The organism is Nocardioides sp. NPDC058538 (genome assembly GCF_042719275.1).
Classification (GTDB): Bacteria; Actinomycetota; Actinomycetes; order Propionibacteriales; family Nocardioidaceae; genus Nocardioides.
The window spans coordinates 38,256-58,076 of record NZ_JBHXNY010000021.1 but is presented as its reverse complement, the minus strand read 5'-3'; the positions used below and the strand labels follow the sequence as shown (position 1 = coordinate 58,076).

19 protein-coding genes are annotated in these 19,821 nt (G+C 70.0%); 18 read left to right on the top strand and 1 reads right to left on the bottom strand.

The features are described 5' to 3' along the window. The first annotated feature begins 266 nt into the window (after positions 1–266). From ACFWQC_RS18645 to ACFWQC_RS18610, 8 genes are read left to right on the top strand one after another with little or no spacing between them, the layout of a single operon-like run. Complete coding sequence (locus ACFWQC_RS18645) at positions 267–1,022, top strand: SDR family oxidoreductase (RefSeq protein ID WP_378681045.1); 756 nt, start codon at positions 267–269, stop codon at positions 1,020–1,022. After that, positions 1,022–1,810 carry an SDR family NAD(P)-dependent oxidoreductase gene (locus tag ACFWQC_RS18640; RefSeq protein ID WP_378681042.1) on the top strand — a complete coding sequence of 263 codons (789 nt, stop codon included), beginning with the start codon at positions 1,022–1,024 and terminating at the stop codon, positions 1,808–1,810. The genes ACFWQC_RS18645 and ACFWQC_RS18640 overlap by 1 nt, the downstream gene beginning before the upstream one ends. After that, positions 1,807–2,808 (top strand): NADPH:quinone oxidoreductase family protein, encoded by a 1,002-nt coding sequence (locus tag ACFWQC_RS18635; RefSeq protein ID WP_378681039.1) that lies wholly within the window; start codon positions 1,807–1,809, stop codon positions 2,806–2,808. The genes ACFWQC_RS18640 and ACFWQC_RS18635 overlap by 4 nt, the downstream gene beginning before the upstream one ends. Next, positions 2,805–3,440, top strand: coding sequence for an HAD family hydrolase (locus ACFWQC_RS18630; protein WP_378681036.1), 636 nt, complete (start codon positions 2,805–2,807; stop codon positions 3,438–3,440). The genes ACFWQC_RS18635 and ACFWQC_RS18630 overlap by 4 nt, the downstream gene beginning before the upstream one ends. Then, on the top strand, positions 3,437–4,528 hold the full coding sequence (locus ACFWQC_RS18625; protein ID WP_378681033.1) for a phosphotransferase family protein: 1,092 nt from the start codon (positions 3,437–3,439) through the stop codon (positions 4,526–4,528). Before ACFWQC_RS18630 ends, ACFWQC_RS18625 begins: the two co-directional genes overlap by 4 nt. A gap of 2 nt (positions 4,529–4,530) precedes the next feature. Then, complete coding sequence (locus ACFWQC_RS18620) at positions 4,531–5,763, top strand: acyl-CoA dehydrogenase family protein (protein WP_378681030.1); 1,233 nt, start codon at positions 4,531–4,533, stop codon at positions 5,761–5,763. Further along, positions 5,760–6,947 carry an acyl-CoA dehydrogenase family protein gene (locus tag ACFWQC_RS18615; protein ID WP_378681027.1) on the top strand — a complete coding sequence of 396 codons (1,188 nt, stop codon included), beginning with the start codon at positions 5,760–5,762 and terminating at the stop codon, positions 6,945–6,947. Before ACFWQC_RS18620 ends, ACFWQC_RS18615 begins: the two co-directional genes overlap by 4 nt. A gap of 11 nt (positions 6,948–6,958) precedes the next feature. Next, on the top strand, positions 6,959–8,044 hold the full coding sequence (locus ACFWQC_RS18610) for an acyl-CoA dehydrogenase family protein (protein WP_378681024.1): 1,086 nt from the start codon (positions 6,959–6,961) through the stop codon (positions 8,042–8,044). Between the two features lie 154 nt (positions 8,045–8,198). Here the strand turns inward: ACFWQC_RS18610 and ACFWQC_RS18605 are convergent, their stop codons facing one another. Next, positions 8,199–9,413 carry a PucR family transcriptional regulator gene (locus ACFWQC_RS18605; RefSeq protein ID WP_378681021.1) on the bottom strand — a complete coding sequence of 405 codons (1,215 nt, stop codon included), beginning with the start codon at positions 9,411–9,413 and terminating at the stop codon, positions 8,199–8,201. 155 nt (positions 9,414–9,568) lie between these two features. Between ACFWQC_RS18605 and ACFWQC_RS18600 the strand changes: the two genes are divergently transcribed. The 10 genes from ACFWQC_RS18600 (at position 9,569) to ACFWQC_RS18555 (ending at position 19,818) form a co-directional block, all read left to right on the top strand. Next, positions 9,569–10,387, top strand: a complete 819-nt coding sequence (locus ACFWQC_RS18600) for an ABC transporter ATP-binding protein (protein ID WP_378681018.1) — start codon at positions 9,569–9,571, stop codon at positions 10,385–10,387. After that, a complete protein-coding gene (locus ACFWQC_RS18595) occupies positions 10,387–11,091 on the top strand; it encodes an ABC transporter ATP-binding protein (protein WP_378681015.1) in 705 nt (234 codons plus the stop codon). The genes ACFWQC_RS18600 and ACFWQC_RS18595 overlap by 1 nt, the downstream gene beginning before the upstream one ends. 12 nt (positions 11,092–11,103) lie before the next feature. Beyond that, positions 11,104–11,982, top strand: coding sequence for a branched-chain amino acid ABC transporter permease (locus tag ACFWQC_RS18590; protein WP_378681012.1), 879 nt, complete (start codon positions 11,104–11,106; stop codon positions 11,980–11,982). 3 nt (positions 11,983–11,985) lie between these two features. Beyond that, the gene (locus ACFWQC_RS18585; RefSeq protein ID WP_378681009.1) at positions 11,986–13,092 is read left to right on the top strand and encodes a branched-chain amino acid ABC transporter permease; all 1,107 of its coding nucleotides are present in this window, start codon (positions 11,986–11,988) and stop codon (positions 13,090–13,092) included. Continuing rightward, positions 13,089–14,417, top strand: coding sequence for an ABC transporter substrate-binding protein (locus ACFWQC_RS18580; protein ID WP_378681006.1), 1,329 nt, complete (start codon positions 13,089–13,091; stop codon positions 14,415–14,417). Before ACFWQC_RS18585 ends, ACFWQC_RS18580 begins: the two co-directional genes overlap by 4 nt. A gap of 116 nt (positions 14,418–14,533) precedes the next feature. Then, a complete protein-coding gene (locus ACFWQC_RS18575; protein ID WP_378681003.1) occupies positions 14,534–15,313 on the top strand; it encodes an SDR family oxidoreductase in 780 nt (259 codons plus the stop codon). Between the two features lie 172 nt (positions 15,314–15,485). Next, on the top strand, positions 15,486–16,256 hold the full coding sequence (locus ACFWQC_RS18570; protein ID WP_378681000.1) for a serine hydrolase: 771 nt from the start codon (positions 15,486–15,488) through the stop codon (positions 16,254–16,256). Continuing rightward, positions 16,253–17,425 (top strand): dipeptide epimerase, encoded by a 1,173-nt coding sequence (locus tag ACFWQC_RS18565; RefSeq protein WP_378680997.1) that lies wholly within the window; start codon positions 16,253–16,255, stop codon positions 17,423–17,425. The genes ACFWQC_RS18570 and ACFWQC_RS18565 overlap by 4 nt, the downstream gene beginning before the upstream one ends. Then, entirely contained in the window at positions 17,422–18,000 is a 579-nt protein-coding gene (locus tag ACFWQC_RS18560) for a C40 family peptidase (protein WP_378680994.1), read from the top strand. Before ACFWQC_RS18565 ends, ACFWQC_RS18560 begins: the two co-directional genes overlap by 4 nt. Before the next feature lie 84 nt (positions 18,001–18,084). After that, the gene (locus tag ACFWQC_RS18555) at positions 18,085–19,818 is read left to right on the top strand and encodes a glycerol-3-phosphate dehydrogenase/oxidase (protein ID WP_378680992.1); all 1,734 of its coding nucleotides are present in this window, start codon (positions 18,085–18,087) and stop codon (positions 19,816–19,818) included. Positions 19,819–19,821: the final 3 nt, after the last annotated feature.

The following is a 19,821-nucleotide window of genomic DNA, read 5'->3' as shown; positions in this document are numbered from 1 at the left end:
GCGCATGGCGAGGCGTCGCTCCGGTCGGTCGAGGCGTCACGTACGTCGGCCCAAACGTCACGAGGTGACGCCTCGGCCAACGGCGCTGACGCTTCGCCCGACGTAAGTGACGCCTCGGCCGACCTGCCTGACGCCTCGGCCGACGGGGCTGACTTCTCGGCATTGCTTGGACGCCGACCTTCCATGTTCTTGGGCTACCCCGTAGAGTGACCGCTGTCACCACCTAAGCAAGCGCTTAGATTAGCCGAGCACACGAGGGAATGAGCATGTCGAGGTTCGAAGGACGTACGGCGATCATCACCGGGGCCAGCCGGGGCATCGGTCTGGGCATCGCCCAGCGGCTGGTGGACGAGGGGGCGAAGGTCGTCATCACGGCGCGCAAGCCCGAGGCGCTCGCGGAGGCGGTCGAGGGGCTCGGGGGCAAAGAGGTCGCCCTCGGCATCGCCGGCAAGGCCGACGACCCCGACCACCAGGAGGAGGTCGTCAAGGCTGCGATCGACACCTTCGGCAGCGCCGACCTGCTGGTCAACAACGCCGGCATCAACCCGAAGGCCGGCGGCCTGATCGACATGGACCGCGAGTCGGCCCGCAAGACCGTCGAGGTCAACTGCCTCTCGCCGATCGGCTGGACCCAGCAGGTCTGGCGGGAGTGGATGTCCGAGCACGGTGGCGCGGTCGTCAACATCTCCTCGGTGGCCGGCCTGGCCCCGACCCCGCTGATCGCGACGTACGGCGCGAGCAAGGCGATGCTCAGCTACATCACCCAGGAGTTGTCGGTCGAGCTCGGCCCGAAGGTGCGCGTCAACGCGATCCTCCCGGCCGTGGTGAAGACCAAGTTCGCCGAGCTCCTCTACGAGGGCCGCGAGCAGGAGGTCTCGGCGGCCTACCCGCTCAAGCGCCTCGGCACCCCCGAGGACATCGCCGGCGTCGCCTCGTTCCTCCTCTCCGAGGACGCCGGCTGGATGACCGGTCAGCTGGTCACCGTCGACGGCGGCCTCACCCTCGCCGGCGGACGCGTCTGATGCCGATCGCACCCGACAGCACTGCCGTCGTCACCGGCGCCGCGGGCGGGATCGGCCGAGCCCTCGCCGCCCGACTCGTCGCCGAGGGCGTCCGCGTCGTGGTCAATGACATCGACGACGTACGCCTGACCGAGACGGCCAAGGAGATCGGCGCCCACCCGGTGGCCGGCGACGCGGCGTCGGTCGAGGGCGTGGCCCGCCTCGTCGAGGCGGCCAAGGACCACCTCGGCCAGATCGACGCGTGGTACGGGAATGCCGGTATCGACCGCGGCATCGGCCTGGACTGCTCCGAGGAGGACTGGCAGGCGTCGCACGAGGTCAACGTGATGGCCCACGTCCGGGCGGCGCGCCTCCTCGTCCCCGACTGGGTCGAGCGCGGTACCGACTCTGGGGCAGGTCGCTTCGTGGTGACCGCGAGCGCGGCGGGGCTTCTGATGATGGTCGGTACGCCGACCTACTCGGTCACCAAGCACGCCGCGGTCGCCTTCGCGGAGTGGCTCTCGGCGACATATCGCCACCACGGGATCGTCGTCCAGGCGATCTGCCCGCAGGGCGTACAGACCGGGATGCTCGAGCGATCGGGACCGATGGCCGGCCTGCTCAGCCGCGACGGAGCGCTGACCCCCGAGCAGGTCGCCGACGCGGCCTGGGAGGCGACGACCGATGACCGTTTCCTGGTGCTGCCGCACCCGGAGGTGGGCGACTACTACGCCGCGCGGGCGACGCAGACCGACAAGTGGCTCGGCGGGATGAACCGACTCTGGCAGCACGTGGAAGGACAGGTATGAAGGCGTGGCGGATCGGCTCGCTCGGCGAGCCCAAGGACGTGATGCGGCTCGAGGAGGTGCCCGACCCGACCCCCGGGGCCGGACAGCTCGTCGTGAAGGTGCTGGCCAGCCCGGCCAACTTCCCGGATGTCCTGATGGCCCGAGGTCTCTATCAGGTCAAGCCCGAGCTGCCGTTCACCGCGGGCGTCGAGCTGTGCGGTGAGGTCGTCGCGCTCGGCGAAGGCGTGGTCTCGACAGGCTCGACCAGCGAACTGAAGGTCGGCGACCGGGTCATCGGCGGCGGATCGCTGCCGTACGGCGGCTTCGGCGAGCTCGCGCTGATGGACGCCGCGACCACGTTCCCGGCTCCCGAGGCGCTCACCGACGCCGAGGCGTCGAGCCTCTACATCGGCTACCAGACCGGCTGGTTCGCGCTCCACCGCCGCGCCCACATCCAGCCCGGCGAGACGCTGCTCGTGCACGCCGCGGCCGGCGGGGTCGGCAGCGCCGCGATCCAGCTCGGCAAGGCCGCCGGAGCCACCGTGATCGGTGTCGTCGGCGGTCCGGAGAAGGCCGCGGTCGCCAAGCAGCTCGGCGCGGATGTCGTGATCGACCGCCACACCGAGGACTTCGTGAAGGTCGTCAAGGAGGTCACCGGCGGCAAGGGCGCCGACGTGATCTACGACCCGGTCGGTGGCGACACCTACGACCGCTCCACCAAGTGCGTCGCCTTCGAGGGCCGGATCCTGATCATCGGCTTCGCCGGCGGGCGCATCCAGGAGGCAGCGCTCAACCACTCGCTGATCAAGAACTACTCGATCGTCGGGCTCCACTGGGGCCTCTACAACGCGCTCGCGCCCGATCTCGTCGCCCAGTGCCACCGCGAGCTCACCCGGATGGCGGACGAGGGCTCGATCAAGCCGCTGGTCAGCGAGGAGCTGTCCCTGGACGAGGTGGCCGACGGCGTACAGCGCCTTGCCGACGGCACCACCGTCGGACGGGTCGTGTACGTCGCATGAAGGCTGTCATCTTCGACTACGGCGGAGTGCTGACCACGCCCATCGGCGACTCGATCCGGGCCTGGCTGGAGGCTGACGGCATCAAGCCGGAGAGCTTCACGAAGGTGCTCAAGGAGTGGCTGGGCCGCTACGCCGACGCCGGCACCCCGATCCATCGCCTCGAGCTCGGCGAGCTCTCGGTCAAGGAGTTCGACACGCTCCTGGCCGCCCGCCTGGAGACGTACGACGGCAACCCGGTCGATCCCGACGGCGTCCTGTCCCGGCTCTTCGCCGGGATGCGGCCCAACCCGGAGATGTTCGCGCTGGCCGAGGAGCTCCGCGACGCCGGTGTCCGGCTCGCCCTGCTCTCCAACAGCTGGGGCAACTTCTACCCACGCAAGCAGGTCGACGCGCTGTTCGAGGTGGTGGTGATCTCCGAGGAGGTCGCCATGCGCAAGCCGGAGCGGCCGATCTTCGACCGCACCCTGAGCAGGCTCGGCCTACCGGCCGAGGAGTGCCTCTTCATCGACGACGCGGAGCCCAACGTCCTCGGCGCCCGGGCGGTCGGTCTCGACGCACTGCTGCACACAGACCCGGCGAGCACCCGTGCAGCGCTCGCCCGAATGATTCCCACCCTCGGAGGTGCCGCGTGAGTAACACCCCACGACGTCCTCGCTCCGCTCCGGGCGCCGCGGGGACCCCGAAAAACACGACCGAATCCCTGCCCGGGCTCGACCTGGACCGGCTCGGCCCCTGGCTCGCCGAGAACGTCGACGGCGCGGGCAGCACCCTGAGTGCCACCCACATCTCCGGAGGCAAGTCCAACCTGACGTACGCCGTCTCCGACGGCACCCACGAGTGGATCGTCCGGCGCCCGCCGCTGGGGCACGTGCTCGCCACCGCGCACGACATGAAGCGCGAGCACACGGTGATCACCGCGCTGCGCGACACCGACGTGCCGGTGCCGCACACCTACGCGTTCTGTGCCGACGAGGAGGTGCTCGGGGCACCGTTCTACGTGATGGAGAAGGTCGACGGCCGGCCCTATCGCTACGCCCGCGAGCTCGAGCCGCTCGGTGCCGAGCGGACCCGGGCGATCTCGGAGCAGCTCATCGACGTGATGGCCGCGCTGCACGCGGTCGACCCGGCCACGGTCGGACTGAGCGAGTTCGGCCGCCCCGAGGGGTTCCTGTCGCGCCAGGTCAGGCGCTGGAAGAAGCAGCTCGAGGCGTCGTACTCCCGCGATCTCCCCGCAGCCGACGAGCTCCACTCGCTGCTGGAGGCGCGGGTGGGTGCCGCCGAGGCCGCCTCGACCGGGCCGGGCATCGTGCACGGTGACTACCGGCTCGACAACGTCCTCACCGACGGGACCGACCAGATCAGGGCCGTCGTCGACTGGGAGATGGCCACGCTCGGCGACCCGGTCACCGACCTGGCGATCCTGCTCACCTACCAGCGGATGGCCACGGTCTCCGGCGACGGCACCGTGACCGACGTCAGCAACGCCCCCGGCTGGCTCTCCGAGGACGAGATCATCGCCCGCTACGACGCGGCCAGCCCGCGCGACCTGAGCGAGTTCGGCTTCTACCTCGGGCTCGCCGCCTACAAGCTCGCCGCGATCCTCGAGGGGATCCACTACCGCTACCTCAAGGGCCAGACAGTCGGGCCCGGTTTCGACAAGATCGGGGACGGGATCCACCCGCTCCTGGACATGGGCATCACCGCGATGAAGGGACAGTAAGCGTGGACTTCGCACCCGACGCCAGGACCGAGGAGCTCGTCGCCTCGGTATGGGACTTCCAGAAGACGTACGTCGAGCCGAACGAGGCCGTCTTCGACGAGCAGCTCGCGGCTCAGGACGACAAGTGGGCCTGGGACAGCGTCCCGGTACTCGGCGAGATTCGCGCCGAGGCCCGCAAGCGCGGCCTGTGGAACCTCTTCCTGCCCGGTGAGGGCGGGGCGGGGCTGACCAACCTGCAGTACGCCCCGCTGGCCGAGATCACCGGCCGCAGCCACCTCGCGCCGGCCGCGTTCAACTGCGCCGCGCCCGACACGGGCAACATGGAGGTCCTGCACGACTTCGGCAACGAGGCGCAGCAGAAGGAGTGGCTGGAGCCGCTCCTGGAGGGGCAGATCCGCAGCGCCTTCGCGATGACCGAGCCGGCCGTCGCCTCCTCCGACGCGACCAACATCGAGACCTCGATCGCGCTCGACGGCGACGAGTACGTCATCAACGGTCGCAAGTGGTGGATCACCGGCGCGATGAACCCCAACGCCAAGATCCTCATCGTGATGGGCAAGACCGACCCGTCCGCCGAGCGCCACAAGCAGCAGTCGATGATCCTGGTGCCCCGCGACACCCCAGGCCTCACGATCAAGCGGGGCATGGAGGTCTTCGGCTACGACGACCACGACCACGGCGGTCACGCGGAGCTCGTCTTTGAGGACGTACGCGTGCCGGCGGGCAATCTCATCGGCACCGAGGGCATGGGGTTCGCGATCGCGCAGGCTCGCCTGGGCCCGGGCCGTATCCACCACTGCATGCGCTCCATCGGCCTGGCCGAGCGGGCGATCGAGCTGATGTGTGCCCGGGTCGAGGAGCGGGTCGCCTTCGGCAAGCCGCTCTCCGAGCAGGGCGTGATCCGGGACTGGATCGCCGAGTCGCGGGTGCGGATCGAGCAGCTGCGGCTCCTCGTTCTCAAGACCGCCTGGCTGATGGACACGGTCGGCAACAAGGGCGCCCACACCGAGATCCAGGCGATCAAGATCGCCACCCCGGCGACCGTCCAGTGGATCCTCGACAAGGCGATCCAGGCCCATGGCGCCGGCGGTCTCTCCCAGGACTTCCCGCTGGCCAAGTCCTACGCCGGCATCCGCACCCTGCGGTTCGCCGACGGCCCCGACGAGGTGCACAAGAACGCCCTGGCCAAGGCCGAGCTGCGCAAGCAGGCCGCGCGCAGAGAGGGCAGGAAGTGACTCCGGAAGAGGTCCGGAATCGGGTCGAGGAGTTCTTGGCCGAGCATCCGGTCGCGACGACCGAGCCGAGCGCCTTCCTGCACGCTCGCTACCAGGCCGGGCTGGCGTGGGTCGCGTTCCCCGAGGGCCACGGTGGTCTCGGCGCCTCCCGTGCCCTGCAGCCGCTGGTGTCCGACCTCTTCGAGGCGGCCGGCGCCCCCGACAACAACCCGCGACGCAACGGGATCGGGCTCGGCATGGCCGCGCCGACGATCCTGGCCTACGGCACCCCGGAGCAGAAGTCTCGTTTCCTGGAGCCGCTGTGGTGCGGCGACGAGATCTGGTGCCAGCTCTTCTCCGAGCCCGGCGCCGGCTCCGACCTCGCCGGCCTGGCGACCCGAGCCGTCCTCGACGGTGACGAGTGGGTCGTCAACGGGCAGAAGGTGTGGACCTCGGGCGCCCACAACGCCGACTTCGCGATCCTCGTCGCCCGCACCGACCCGGACGTCCCGAAGCATCGTGGTCTGACCTACTTCTTGTGCGATATGCACGATCCGGGGGTCGAGGTGCGGCCGCTGCGCCAGATCACCGGCGAGGCGGAGTTCAACGAGGTCTTCCTGACCGACGTGCGCATCCCCGACGCGCACCGCCTCGGTGCGGTCGGGCAGGGATGGGAGGTCGCCAACGCCACCCTCAACAACGAGCGTGTCGCCATCGGTGGCGCCGCCATGCCCCGCGAGGGCGGGATGCTCGGCGTGGTCGCCGAGTCGTGGCGTACGCATCCGGAGAACCACACCCCGGAGCTGCGCGACCGGCTGCTGAGGCTGTGGGTCGAGTCGGAGGTGGCCCGGCTGACCGGGGCACGACTGCGGCAGAAGCTGGCCGTCGGCCAGCCCGGTCCCGAGGGGTCGGCGATGAAGCTGACCTTCGCCAAGGTCAACCAGCAGCTCACCGGGCTCGATCTGGAGCTGCGCGGCGAGGAGGGTCTTCGCTACGAGGACGGCGACGGCTGGGCGATGGTCCGGCCCGAGCACGTCGACTTCGGCGGCCGCGACGCGGTCTATCGCTACCTGCGCGCCAAAGGCAACTCGATCGAGGGTGGCACCTCGGAGATCCTTCGCAACATCGTGGCCGAGCGAGTCCTCGGTCTGCCCGGGGAGCACCGGGTCGACAAGGACGTTTCCTGGAAGGCCATTCCTCGATGAAGGAGCCCGCGATGAGTGATGACGTGAACCTGCTCGACAACGAGCTCGACGCCGACCTGCGCTCCACGGTCAGGTCGTTCCTGGTCGAGCACTGCTCGCCGGCCGACGTGGTCAAGGCGTACGACGGGGACAGCTCGCTCACCCCGGTCCTGTGGAAGGGGCTCGCCAGCGAGCTCGGGCTTGCGGGGCTGCTGGTCCCGGAGTCCTACGGTGGTGCCGGGGCATCCGCCCGCGAGGCCGCCGTGGTCCTGGAGGAGCTGGGCCGGGCGGTCGCCCCGGTGCCGTTCCTGACCAGCTCCGTCGTCGCGACCTCGGTCCTGCTGGCCGGGCCCACCGAAGCCGGTGCGGAACTGCTGGCCGGACTGGCGTCGGGGGAGCGGACCGCGGCCCTGGTCGTGTCGCTCGCGACCACGACCGTCCAGCCGTTGGAGCCCGTCGCCACCGAGATCCGGTCGGTCGCCGGCGCTCTGGAGGCGGACACGCTCCTGGTGCCGGTGGCGACGCCCGACGGCATCGAGATCAGGGCCGTCCCCGCGGACCGGGCGACGATCACGCCGGTGAGCTCTCTCGACATGACCCGCCAGCTCGCCGATGTCACCCTCGACCCGACCGCCGGCGAGGTGGTCGTGACCGCCGAGCATGGTGCCGAGGGCGTACGTTCCGGTCTGCTGGCCGGGGCCGCGCTGATGGCCTCCGAGCAGGTCGGGGTGGCGCAGTGGTGCCTGACCACGACGGTGGAGTATCTGAAGGTCCGGCGGCAGTTCGGCCGGATCGTCGGTGGCTACCAGGCGCTCAAGCACCGGCTCGCCGACCTCTACACCAGCGTCGAAGGAGCCGGGGCGGCTGCGCGCTACGCCGCCGGGGCGCTGGCTCTCGGAGACGCGAAGGAGACCGAGATCGCGACCCATGTCGCCGCCGCGTACTGCGGTGACCTGGCCGTCACCGCGGCCGAGGAGGCGGTGCAGCTGCACGGCGGCATCGGCATGACCTGGGAGCACCCCGCCCACCTCTACCTGAAGCGCGCCAAGGCCGACCAGATCGCGTACGGCCTCCCCGGCCTCCATCGCGACCGGCTGGGGGCCCTGGTCGACATCTAGCCCGCTGGTCGAGCCCACCCCGCTGGTCGAGCCGCGAGCGCAAGCGAGCGTGTCGAGACCAACACAGTCTCATCGAGCGCCGAGGGGACCGTGTTGGTCTCGACACGCCGTCGTTCGTCCCTCACGACGACGGCTCGACCAGCGGGGGGAGGGGCTACTTCTCTAGTGCCATCAGAGCCAGCGCGAACAGGAGGCGATCACGCGGGTCGGAGATGCTCTTCGCGGTGAGGTCCTGGATCTGCTTGATGCGGTAGATGACCGTGTTGCGGTGGCAGATCAGGTCCTCGGCGGCGTGGGTGGGGGAGCCGCCGTGCGCGATGAGGGCGCGGAGCGTCGCCAGCAGCACGTCGGACTGGTGGGTCGGCTGGGCCAGGATCGGGCCGAGGGTGCGGCGTACGAGCAGCGACGAGACCGCGGGCGAGGCGGTCAGGAGCACCTGCGGCAGACGGTCGTCGACGACCGCGATGTCCGTACGCCCCCGGGGCACCGTCTCCACGGTGTGCGTGGCGAGCTGGAAGGCGGTGCCGAAGCCGCCGAGGTCGTCGGCGGTGGCGATCCCGACCCGGCCCGAGTTGCAGCAGGCGAGCTGCTCGACCAGATCGGCGACGGCCTCCGCGACCGGGCGCGACCCCAACGGGACCAGCCCGAAGTGGTGGTCGCCGCGTACGTGCCAGAAGGACACCAGACCAGCCTTCTCCAGCCGGTCGTCGGGGTTGCGCAGCGGTGAGTCGCGGTTGCCGTCGAAGGCCGCGACCACGCAGGCCATCCGTGCGTCGGCGGCGACCCCGAGGATGTCCTGCACCTCGGCGGCGAACGCGGGGTCGCCACCGCGACCCTCGGCGAGCCCGTCGAGGAGCCGGCCCTGGAGCTGCAGGTCGCGACGCTGCAGCAGCGCCGCCTCCTTCCGGTAGGCCCCTGACATGACCGAGTTCTGCACGTCCAGGTCGGTCCACACCTGGCGCCCGGCGAGCACCATCACCCGGTCGTCGATCCCGAGCTCCTCCTGCTGGTGGACCATTGCCTCCCACAGCATCCGGGTGCCGACGGTGTAGGCGTTGAGGCAGTACTCCAGAGGTACGCCCTGCCGCGCGCGCCGCCGACCGGTGTCACGCCACAGGTCGACCGGATTGGCTCCCGGGGTCATTCCAGCCATGGCCCGGATGCCGCGGCGTACGTGCTCCCGGGTGCTGGAGCGCAGGTCGGCCCGCACCGACGGCTCGGCGTTCTGGTGCCACTCCGGCTGGATCGCGATCAGGGTCAGCGTGATGTCGTCGGCGATCGCGTCCGCCTGGCTCACCAGCGAGGCCCAGGCACGCTCCACCAGCGGACGGAGTTCCGCGTCGGGAGATGTGTCACTCGTCACAGCCATGTGCGGAGCGTCCCACGCCTGCTGCCGCATCCGCCAGCAAACCAGGGAATCTCAGTCGGAGCGCCTGAAAGATTTTGTGCGCACTGCCCATATCCCCACTTGTGCGGAGAGTCCAAAGTGAGAGCCGTCACATAGGCGAAGGGAGCATGATGCAGATGCCTGGCGAAGACCCGCCGCTGTTCGCGGTCGAGGGGGTCTCGGTCCGGTTCGGGGGCGTACGCGCCCTCGAGGACGTCTCCTTGGCGGTCGCGCCCCATGAGGTGCTCGGCGTCATCGGCCCCAACGGTGCCGGCAAGACCACATTGTTCAACGTCGTGTGCGGCTTCGTCAGCCCCGCCGAGGGCGAGCTTCGGCTGCGTGGTGAGACGATCCACGATCTGCGCCCGCACCAGCTCGCCGGCCACGGCATCGCCCGGACCCTGCAGGGGCTCGGGCTCTTCGAGCGGATGACGGTGCTCGACAACGTGATGGTCGGCGCCGACCGTCTCGCCCGCGCCGGCTTCGTACGCGGCCTGCTCGGGCTCGGCCACCGCGACGACGCCCGGCTGGCCGCCAAGGCGCGCGAGGTCCTCGGCGAGCTCGGGATCGAGTCGTACGCCGCCCGCTACCCGGGCAGCCTGCCGTACCCGATCCGGAAGAAGGTCGCGCTCGCGCGCGCCCTGGTGGCCGAGCCGGAGCTGCTGCTCCTCGACGAGCCCGCCAGCGGACTGAGCGCCGAGGAGATGACCGAGCTCGGCGAGATCATCACCGGCCTGACCGAACGCACCGCCGTGATGCTCGTCGAGCACCACATGGACCTGGTGATGTCGGTCTGCCACCGGATCACCGTGCTCGACTTCGGCCGCGTCATCGCCGCCGGTACGCCCGACGAGATCCGCAACGACCCGGCCGTCCTCGCCGCCTACCTGGGCGACCAGATCGAGCACGACGACGCCGCCGAGGTCCACGCCCTGACCGTTGCCGAGGAGGCCTGATGTTCGCCGTCGAGGATCTGAGCGCTGCGTACGGACCTGTCAAGGCGCTCAACGGCGTCACCTTCACCGCGTCGAGAGGCCAGGTCACCGCCGTCCTGGGCGCCAACGGCGCCGGCAAGACCACGCTGCTGCGCACCGTGTCCGGACTGGTGAGGTCCAGCAAGGGCAGCGTGACGCTGAACGGCAAGGACATCACGCGCACCGCGACCGAGAAGCTGACCTCGTACGGCCTCTCCCACGTCCCGGAGGGGCGTGGCGTGATCGCCGAGCTGACCGTCACCGAGAACCTCCGGCTCGGCGGGCTGCACCGTGCGACCGGCTCCGAGCCGATGCCGGTCGAGCGGGTCTTCGAGCTCTTCCCGCGCCTGGGCGAGCGCCGAGAGGCCACCGCCCACATGCTCTCGGGCGGTGAGCGGCAGATGCTCGTCATCGGCCGCGCGCTGATGGCGCGACCGTCCGTACTCCTGCTCGACGAGCCCTCCCTGGGGCTCGCGCCCCGGGTGGTGGCCCAGATCTTCGACCTGCTCCGCGGACTGGTGCAGACCGAGGAGCTGACCGTCGTCCTGGTCGAGCAGAACGCCCGCAGTGCCCTGTCCATCGCTGACCACGGAGTCGTGCTCAACCTCGGCAAGGTCGTCGCCTCGGCGCCGGCCGCCGAGCTGGCCGCCGACGAGCAGCTCCGCCACGCCTATCTCGGGTTCTGAGGAGAAGCAGACATGCAACAGTTTCTCGACACCACCCTCGGAGGGCTGGTCCTGGGCGCGGTCTACGCCGCGTTCGCGCTGGCCCTGTGCCTGATCTGGCGCTCGACCCGGATCGTCAACTTCGCCCAGGCGGCGATGGCGATGGTGACCACCTACATCGCGCTCTCGCTGATCAACGCCGACGTGCCCTACTGGGTCGCCTTCATGGCCGCGATCGCCGCCGGGTTCGGCCTCGGCGCGGTGATCGAGCGGGTGATCATCCGCCCGGTCGAGGGCAAGGCCGAGCTCAACGCGGTGATCCTCACGCTCGGGCTGTTCATGGTGCTCCACGGCCTGACCGCGATCACCTTCGGCGTCCAGCACCGCGGCTTCCCGGCCCCGGTCAGCACCAACGCGATCAACGTCGGGGACACCTCGATCGGGATCACCCCGTTCGGCATCCTCACGATCGTCGTGGTCGCCGTCGTGATGGCCGGGCTCGTGGTCCTCTTCCGCTTCACCGACCTGGGCCTGCGGATGCGAGCCGCGGCGTTCAACGGCGAGGTCTCCCGGCTCCTGGGCGTACGCGTCGGCCGCATGCTCACCCTCGGCTGGGCGCTCGCCGCGGCCGTGGGTGCGGTGGCCGGGATGCTGATCGCCGGCGGCGACCTGGTGAACCCGGCGTTCATGGACCCGTTCGTGATCTACGGCTTCATCGCCGCCGTGCTGGGCGGCCTCGACTCACCGCTCGGGTCGGTGATCGGCGGCCTGATCCTCGGCCTCTCGCTCTCCTACGTCACCGGCTACGTCGGTGAGCACCTGGCGCCGCTGGTCGCGCTCGGAATCTTGATGGTGGTGCTGCTGGTACGTCCCAGCGGCCTCTTCGCGGCCGCTGCGGCCAGGAGGGTCTGACCCATGGAACGACTGCGCTCTCTTCTCGGTCCGCTCGTCCGTCCGGTGACCTCGGTGCCCCTGGCACGACACCTCATCGTGGCCCTGATCGCCTTCGTGGTGGCGATGGCGGTCATCGGCAGCTCCAGCCAATACCTGCAGACCCGCTACGCCGAGATGGCCTACTTCGCAATCGCCGCAGGCGGTCTCACGCTCCTGACCGGCCTCTCCGGCCAGCTCTCGCTGGGCCACGGCGCGCTCATGGCCGTCGGGGCGTACGCCGCCACCCTGGTGCTCGAGCGCACCGGTGGCGAGACCTTGGCCGACGTCTTCGTCGCCCTGATCGTCGCGATCGCGGTCTGTGCCGTGGTCGGGGTGCTGGTCGGGGTCCCGGCGGCGCGGCTGCACGGGCCCTACATCGCCGGCGCGACGCTGACGCTGGCCGTCGCGGTGCCCAGGCTGGCCAACCAGTGGGAGTTTCTCGGCGGCGAGCAGGGCCTCCAGGTGCCCGTGCCCCGAGCCGCCGACCTCCCGGTCTGGATCCAGGACCTGGTCTGGTTCTTCACCGCCGTCGAGATCGACCAGTACTCCTTCCTCGCCTACCTCGGCTGGCTGCTCCTCGCGATCACCTTCGTGGCGCTCGCCAACCTGAGCCGCTCGCGGATCGGTCGTCGCTGGCGCGCGGTGCGGGACGACGACGTCTCCGCCGAGCTGGCCGGCATCCACCTGGGCCGCGCCCGCGTGGTCGCCTTCACCGTCAGCGCCATGGCTGCCGGTCTCGCCGGCGGCCTGATGGCCATGAACGTACGTCTCACGGCGCCGGGCGCGTTCACGATCACGCTCTCGCTGACGCTGCTGGCCGCGGTCGTCCTGGGCGGGCTCGGCAGCCTGACCGGAGCGCTCATCGGGGCCGGCGTACTCGCCTTCCTTCCTCACTTCGCCACCGATCTCGGGGAGTCGGTCGGGCTCAGCGCGACCCAGGCCGCTGAGGTCACCCCGGTGGTCTACGGGCTGGTGCTGATGCTCGTCATCCTCCTCGCTCCGGCGGGGATCGTCGGCAGTCTGCGCACTTTCCTGGCGCGCTCATCTCTCACCTCATCTCTCGGGCAAACCAAGGAGAAGACAACATGAGAAACACTGCACGCAGAGCCGTACAGGTCGTCTGTGTCCTCACCACTGCCTCCCTCCTCGCGGCCTGTGGCGCGGGGCAGGAAAGGCCGTCGGAGGACGGGTCGGCGGTCGGCGTCACCGACACCTCGATCAAGGTCGGTGCGCACTTCCCGCTGACCGGCCCGGCCGCGCCTGGCTACTCGGAGATCCCGTCGGGCCATCAGGCCTTCTATGAGTACGTCAACGACAACGGTGGCGTCCACGGCCGAGACATCGAGATGGTCGTCAAGGACGACGCCTACAACCCGACCAACACCAGCGCCGTCACCAACGACATGATCCTTCAGGACGAGATCTTCGCGATGGTCGGCGGCCTCGGCACCCCCACGCACCGTGCGGTCGTGCAGCGCCTCAACGACGACGGCATCCCCGACCTGTTCGTCTCCAGCGGCTCGCTGCAGTGGGGCGACGACCCGTCCGGCTCGCCGATGACGTTCGGCTGGCAGCCCGACTACGAGATCGAGGGCAAGGTCATCGGTCAGTACGTCAAGGAGAACATGCCCGATGCCAAGGTCGGCCTCTTCCTGCAGGACGACGACTTCGGCGAGGACGGCGAGAAGGGCGCGCGGCAGTTCCTCGACGCCCAGATCGTCGACGTACAGAAGTACACGCCGGGCGGGTCGACCGACTTCTCCCCGCAGATGTCCTCGTTCAAGTCCAAGGGCGTCGACCTGGTGATCGGCTTCAACACGCCGTCCTACACGGCGCTGAGCCAGATCGCCGCGCAGGGCGTCGGCTTCAAGTCGAAGTGGTTCTACTCGAACGTCGGCTCGGACCCGGCGCTCGTCGGCGGGCTGCTGGCCTCGATGACCAAGGGCAAGATCCCGGCCGAGCAGGGCGTGAAGCTGATGGACGGGATGATGACGACCGAGTACATCCCCGGCGTCGACGCTCCTGAGGACGAGTGGGTCAAGCTCTGGCAGAAGGTCTGGGACGAGTACTCCAAGAAGGGCTCGGAGAAGCTGACCAACTACCGGATCTACGGCATGTCGCAGGCCTACACCTTCGTCCAGGCCCTGCAGGCCAACGGCAAGGACCTGACCCGCGAGTCGATCGTGGAGACGATCGAGAAGGACGGCGCCTCCTTCGAAGGCCCCGGGCTGGCTCCGTTCCGGTTCTCCGAGGACTCCCACATGGGGATCTCCGGGATGAGCGTGGTCGAGATCAAGAACGGTGCCTCTGAGCCGCTCACGCCGGTCCTCGTCACCGACATCGGCGACGCCGCCATCGAGGAGGACGACAGCGCCGCCTCGGACGCCCCGCCCTCGTCGGGCATCCCGGAGTGAGCACGGGCGAGTAATCCGGCACCACCTGATACTGATCAGTAGGTTGCCGCATGTTCACGGACCGGCCTCGGTTACAGTGATTAACCCTCACTAACGCCACTGGAGGTGGTCGGTCCGTGAACGTACTCGCACCCGGGAGCGGGGTGGTTGTGACCGGAGCAGCCCGAGGGATCGGGAAGGCCCTGGCCATGCGGTTCGCAGCGGAGGGGTGTCGCGTCGTCGTTGCCGACATCGACGACGCCGAGCTCCGCTCGGTGGCCGACTCGATCGGCGCCCTTGCGGTCCCCGGCGACGCCGCCTCGGCCGCCGGCACCGCGGCTCTCGTGGACGCTGCCCGGGAGGAGCTCGGCAAGATCGACGCCTGGTACGGCAATGCCGGAGTCGAGCGCGGCCGCGGCCTCGAGGCCTCCGACCACGCCTGGATGACCTCGTACGAGGTCAACGTCCTCGCCCACGTACGCGCCGCGCGGCTGCTGCTGCCGGAGTGGGTCGCCCGCGGTGCTGGTCGGTTCGTGGTCACCTCCTCCTCCGCGGGCCTCCTCACGCTGCTCGGCTCCCCCTCCTACGCGGCCACCGAACACGCCGAGATCGCCTTCGCCGAGTGGCTCGCCGCCACCTACCGGCACCAGGGCGTCGTCGCTCAGGCGATCGTCGCGCGCAGCGTGAAGACGGCGATGCTCGAGCGTTCCTCCGGGCTCCCGGGTTTCCGGTCGGCCGAGGGCGCGCTCACCGCCGAGGAGGTCGCCGACGCCGTCTGGGACGCTGGGCAGAGCTCGCAGTTCTGGATCTCGCTCGAGCCCGACGTGGCCGAGGAGTACGCCACGCGTGCCTCCGACGTCGACGCCTGGATCGACGACGTGAACCGTGTCCGGCAGGAGCTCGACCGGACCGACTAGTGGTGCGTCCTGGAAGTTCCTGGATGCTTGGCGTCGTCAGGGTGCGTGCATGGCAAGGCGGCGTCGCGAAGTCATACCGGGCGTCTTTCGAGCGTCGTCAACGCAGCCAGGTGCGTGCCATGGCTGCGCGAAGCGCCTAGGAACTTTCGGGACGCGCCACTAGCCTCGAGGCGTGGAATCTTTGGTCTCGACCTGGCTCAGCGGCCTCGACGGCATCCCGACGCAGGCCCAGAACGTCAACCAGCAGCACTATGCGGCGAGCCTGATGAAGGTGCCCGTCGCGATCGCCGCCTATCGTCTGCGCGACCGCGGGCTGCTGTCGCTGGACGAGCCGATCGCGGTGCATCCCGACTTCGACTCCGCGGTCGTCGGGTCGCGTTTCGAGATGGACCCGGCCGAGGACCAGGACCCCGACACCTGGGCGGCGGTCGGGTCTCCGCTGCCGCTGGGTGATCTCGTACGCCGCTCCCTGACCGTCTCCGGCAACCTGGCCGTCAACCTCGTGCTCGAGCGGGTCGGGCTCGAGGCGGTCGCCGCAGTGCTCGCCGACGCCGGCGTGACGCCGATGACGACGGTCTCGCGGGGGATCGAGGACGCGCCCGCGCGCGAGGCCGGGCTGCAGAACCTGGTGACCGCCAACGACATGGGCAAGCTGCTCACCAAGCTCGCCTCCGGCCGGCTGCTGTCGCCCGAGTCGACCGCAGAGCTGGAGGGGATCCTGGTCGCCCAGGAGTATCGCGACGCGATCCCGCTCGGCGTGCCCGAGGACGCGGTGGTCGGCAACAAGACCGGCTGGATCGACGGCGTACGCCACGACATGGCGATCATCCGGCCCGCCCAGGGCGAACCGCAGGTGATGGTCGTGCTCACGACCGGCCTGGACGACGACGAGTCGGAGTTCCGGATCAGCGAGGTCGCGCGCTATCTGTGGTCGACCCTGTGACTTCTCCGCGCATCGTCGCGGTGCGCACCCAGCGTGTCCGGGTTCCGCTGCACACCCCGTTCGTGACCGCGCTGCGGCGTACGGAGTTCGCGGAGACGGTCGTCGTCACCGTCGAGGACTCCGACGGGTGCGTCGGCTGGGGTGAGGCGCCACAGGTCTGGCGGGTCACCGGGGACTCGCTCGCCGGGTCGGTCGCCGCGTTGGAAGGGCCGATCTCCGACGCTCTGGTCGGGGCCGCCGCGGACCTTTCGGCGGCCGGGTCGATCCAGCAGGCCGTCGTCGGGAACCGGTCGGCCAAGATGGCCGCCGACATCGCGCTTCACGACCTCGTCGCCCGACGTGCCGGGGTGTCAATGGCCGAGCATCTGAACGTGTTGGTTTCGACACGCCTTCGCCTAGCGGCTCCGGCGGCTCAACCAACGCCGAGCCCCCGTTGGTTGAGCCCGGCGAGCGCCAGCGAGCCGGTGTCGAAACCAACACAGCTGCTCACCGACATGACCCTCTCGGTAGGCACCCCCGCCGACCTGGCAGAGGCCGCGGCGGCCCGAGCCCGAGACGGGTTCACGACGCTCAAGGTCAAGGTCGGTACCGACGCGGCCGGCGATGCCGAGCGGGTGCTCGCGGTGCGCGAGGCGGCGCCGGGGTGCGTACTCCGGCTCGACGCCAACACCGGCTGGCGTGCGGACGAGGCGGTGGCGGTGCTGACCACCCTCGCCGACCAGGATGTCGAACTCGAGTTCGTCGAGCAGCCGGTCGCCCGGCGAGACCTGGAGGCGATGGCGTACGTCCGCCGTCATCAGCCCTACAAGATCCTGGCCGACGAGTCGGTCTTCGACCTCGAGGACCTCGTCGACGTCATCCGGGCCGGCGCGGCGGACGCAGTCAACATCAAGCTGGCCAAGTGCGGCGGGATCACACCCGCGATCGAGCTGCTGGAGGTCGCGAAGCGGCACGGCCTCGGCCGTCTCGTCGGCTGCATGATGGAGTCCCACCTCGGCATCGGCGCGGCGGCGGCCCTGGTCGCAGCACTCGGCATCCCCGGCGAGCAGGATCTCGACGCGGGCTGGTGGGCGAAGGCCAGTCCGTATATCGGTGGCACCGGCTACGACGGTCCCCGCATCCTGTTCCCCGAAGCCCCCGGCCTCGGCATCGAAGGAGTCCTCCCATGACCACGGTCAACCAGCCCACCTTCGTCGTGGCCGAGCCCGCCGCTGACGCCGAGCACGAGACCGAGGTCGTCCCCGGCGAGGAGATCGTCGTTCTGAAGACGCAGGGGGACTGGACGTACGTCGTCGTCCCCTCCCACTCCTCGACGAAGGACGAGCGGGGCTATCCCGGCTGGCTGCCGACGGCGGCCCTCGCCGAGCCCACAGCCACGCTGCTGGCCAAGGCCCGGAACTACCTCGGCGTCCCCTACGTCTGGGGCGGCACCACCGAGGCCGGCATCGACTGCTCCGGGCTGGTCTTCCGAGCCGCAGAGGCCATCGGCGTACGTCTCCCGCGAGACGCCCGCGACCAGGCCGCCGCGCTCGCGACGATCGGCCTCGACGAGGTCCGACCAGGCGACCTCTACTTCTTCGCGCACCCGGACGGGCGGGTCATGCACGTCGCGATCGCGACCGCGCAACCCGAGCCCGACGGCGTACGTCCGATGATCCACGCCGACGGTGACAAGATGATCGTCGTCGAGGAACTCATGCCTCCGGACCGCCTCGCCACCCTCGTCAGCGCCGCCCGTCTGTGACGGCTGCGTGACTTATCAGTCGGCGCCGGTGAATTCTCGCGCGCCAGAAGTGACAATTCGGCGTGGTGAGTTAACTTCGAACGTATGACTCGTACAGGGGCACTGAGTCCACACAACCGCGACCTCGCGATCGGCACGATGGTCGGTGCTGCGGGGGAGACCGAGCTCGACGTACTCGTCGTCGGCGGAGGTGTGACCGGCGCCGGCGTGGCGCTGGACGCCGTCACCAGAGGCCTGAGCACGGGCCTGGTCGAGCAGCGCGACCTGGCCTCGGGAACGAGCTCGCGGAGCTCGAAGCTCGTCCACGGCGGACTCCGCTACCTCGAGATGCTCGACTTCGAGCTGGTCCGCGAAGCGCTCCAGGAGCGAGGCCTGCTGCTCAACACCCTGGCCCCGCACCTGGTCCGGCCGGTGCCGTTCCTCTATCCGCTGACGAACCCCGTGTGGGAGCGCGCCTACATCGGTGCCGGCCTCGCGCTCTACGACGGCATGGCGAGCTTCGGCCCGCTCTCCGGGATGGGCAACTCCGGCCTGCCGCGCCACCGTCACCTGACCCGCCGGGGCGTCGCTCGGATCGCCCCCGACTTCCGCACCGACACGATCACCGGCGCGATCCAGTACTACGACGCCCAGGTCGACGACGCCCGCCTGGTCATGACGATCGCGCGCACCGCCGCCTCCCACGGCGCCCACATCGCGACCCGGGTCCAGGTGACCGGGTTCCTGCGCGAGGGCGAGCGGGTCGTCGGGGTCCGAGCCCGCGACCTCGAGCATGACCAGGACCTGGTCATCCGGGCCAAGACGGTCGTCAACGCCGCCGGGGTATGGACCGACGAGATCCAGGCGATGGTCGGCGGCCGCGGCGCCCTGCACGTCAAGGCGTCCAAGGGCATCCACCTCGTCGTCCCGCGCGACCGGATCCGCTCCGAGTCGGGCTTCATCGTCCGCACCGAGAAGTCGGTCCTCTTCGTCATCCCGTGGGGCCGTCACTGGATCATCGGCACCACCGACACCCCCTGGACCTACGACCTCGCCCACCCGGCGGCCTCCAAGACCGACATCGAGTACGTCCTGGAGCACGTCAACGCGATCCTGCGCGTGCCGCTCGACCTCGAGGACGTCGAAGGCGTGTACGCCGGGCTCCGCCCGCTCCTGACCGGCGAGTCCGACCAGACCGCCGCTCTCAGCAGAGAGCACACCGTGGTCACGCCGCTGCCGGGTCTGGTGCTGATCGCGGGCGGCAAGCTGACGACCTACCGGGTGATGGCCAAGGACGCCGTCGACGCCGCTGCCCACTCGCTCGGCACGACCACCAACATGACCCTGCGCGACTCGATCACCGACAAGGTGCGGCTGGTCGGGGCCGAGGGCTTCGAGACCCGCTCCAACCAGCGCGTCCTGCTCGCCCGGCGCTCCGGCCTCCACGTCGCCCGGATCGACCACCTCCTGGGCCGTCACGGCGGCCTGATCGACGACGTGCTCGACCTCATCCAGGAGCGCCGCCCGCTGGCGCTGCCCCTCGAGGGCGCCGAGGACTACCTCGCCGCCGAGGTCGTCTACGCCGTCACCAACGAGGGCGCCCGCCATCTCGACGACGTCCTCGAGCGCCGCACCCGGATCTCGATGGAGACCTTCGACCGCGGCGTAAGCGCTGCCCCGGGGGTCGCCAAGATCATGGCCGACGAGCTCGGCTGGGACGAGCAGCGCGCCAAGGAGGAGGTCGACCACTACCTGCGCCGCATCGAGGCCGAGCGCCGCTCCCAGCTCATGGTCACCGACGAGGACGCCGACCGCGCCCGGCTCGAGGTCGAGGTCTGAGCC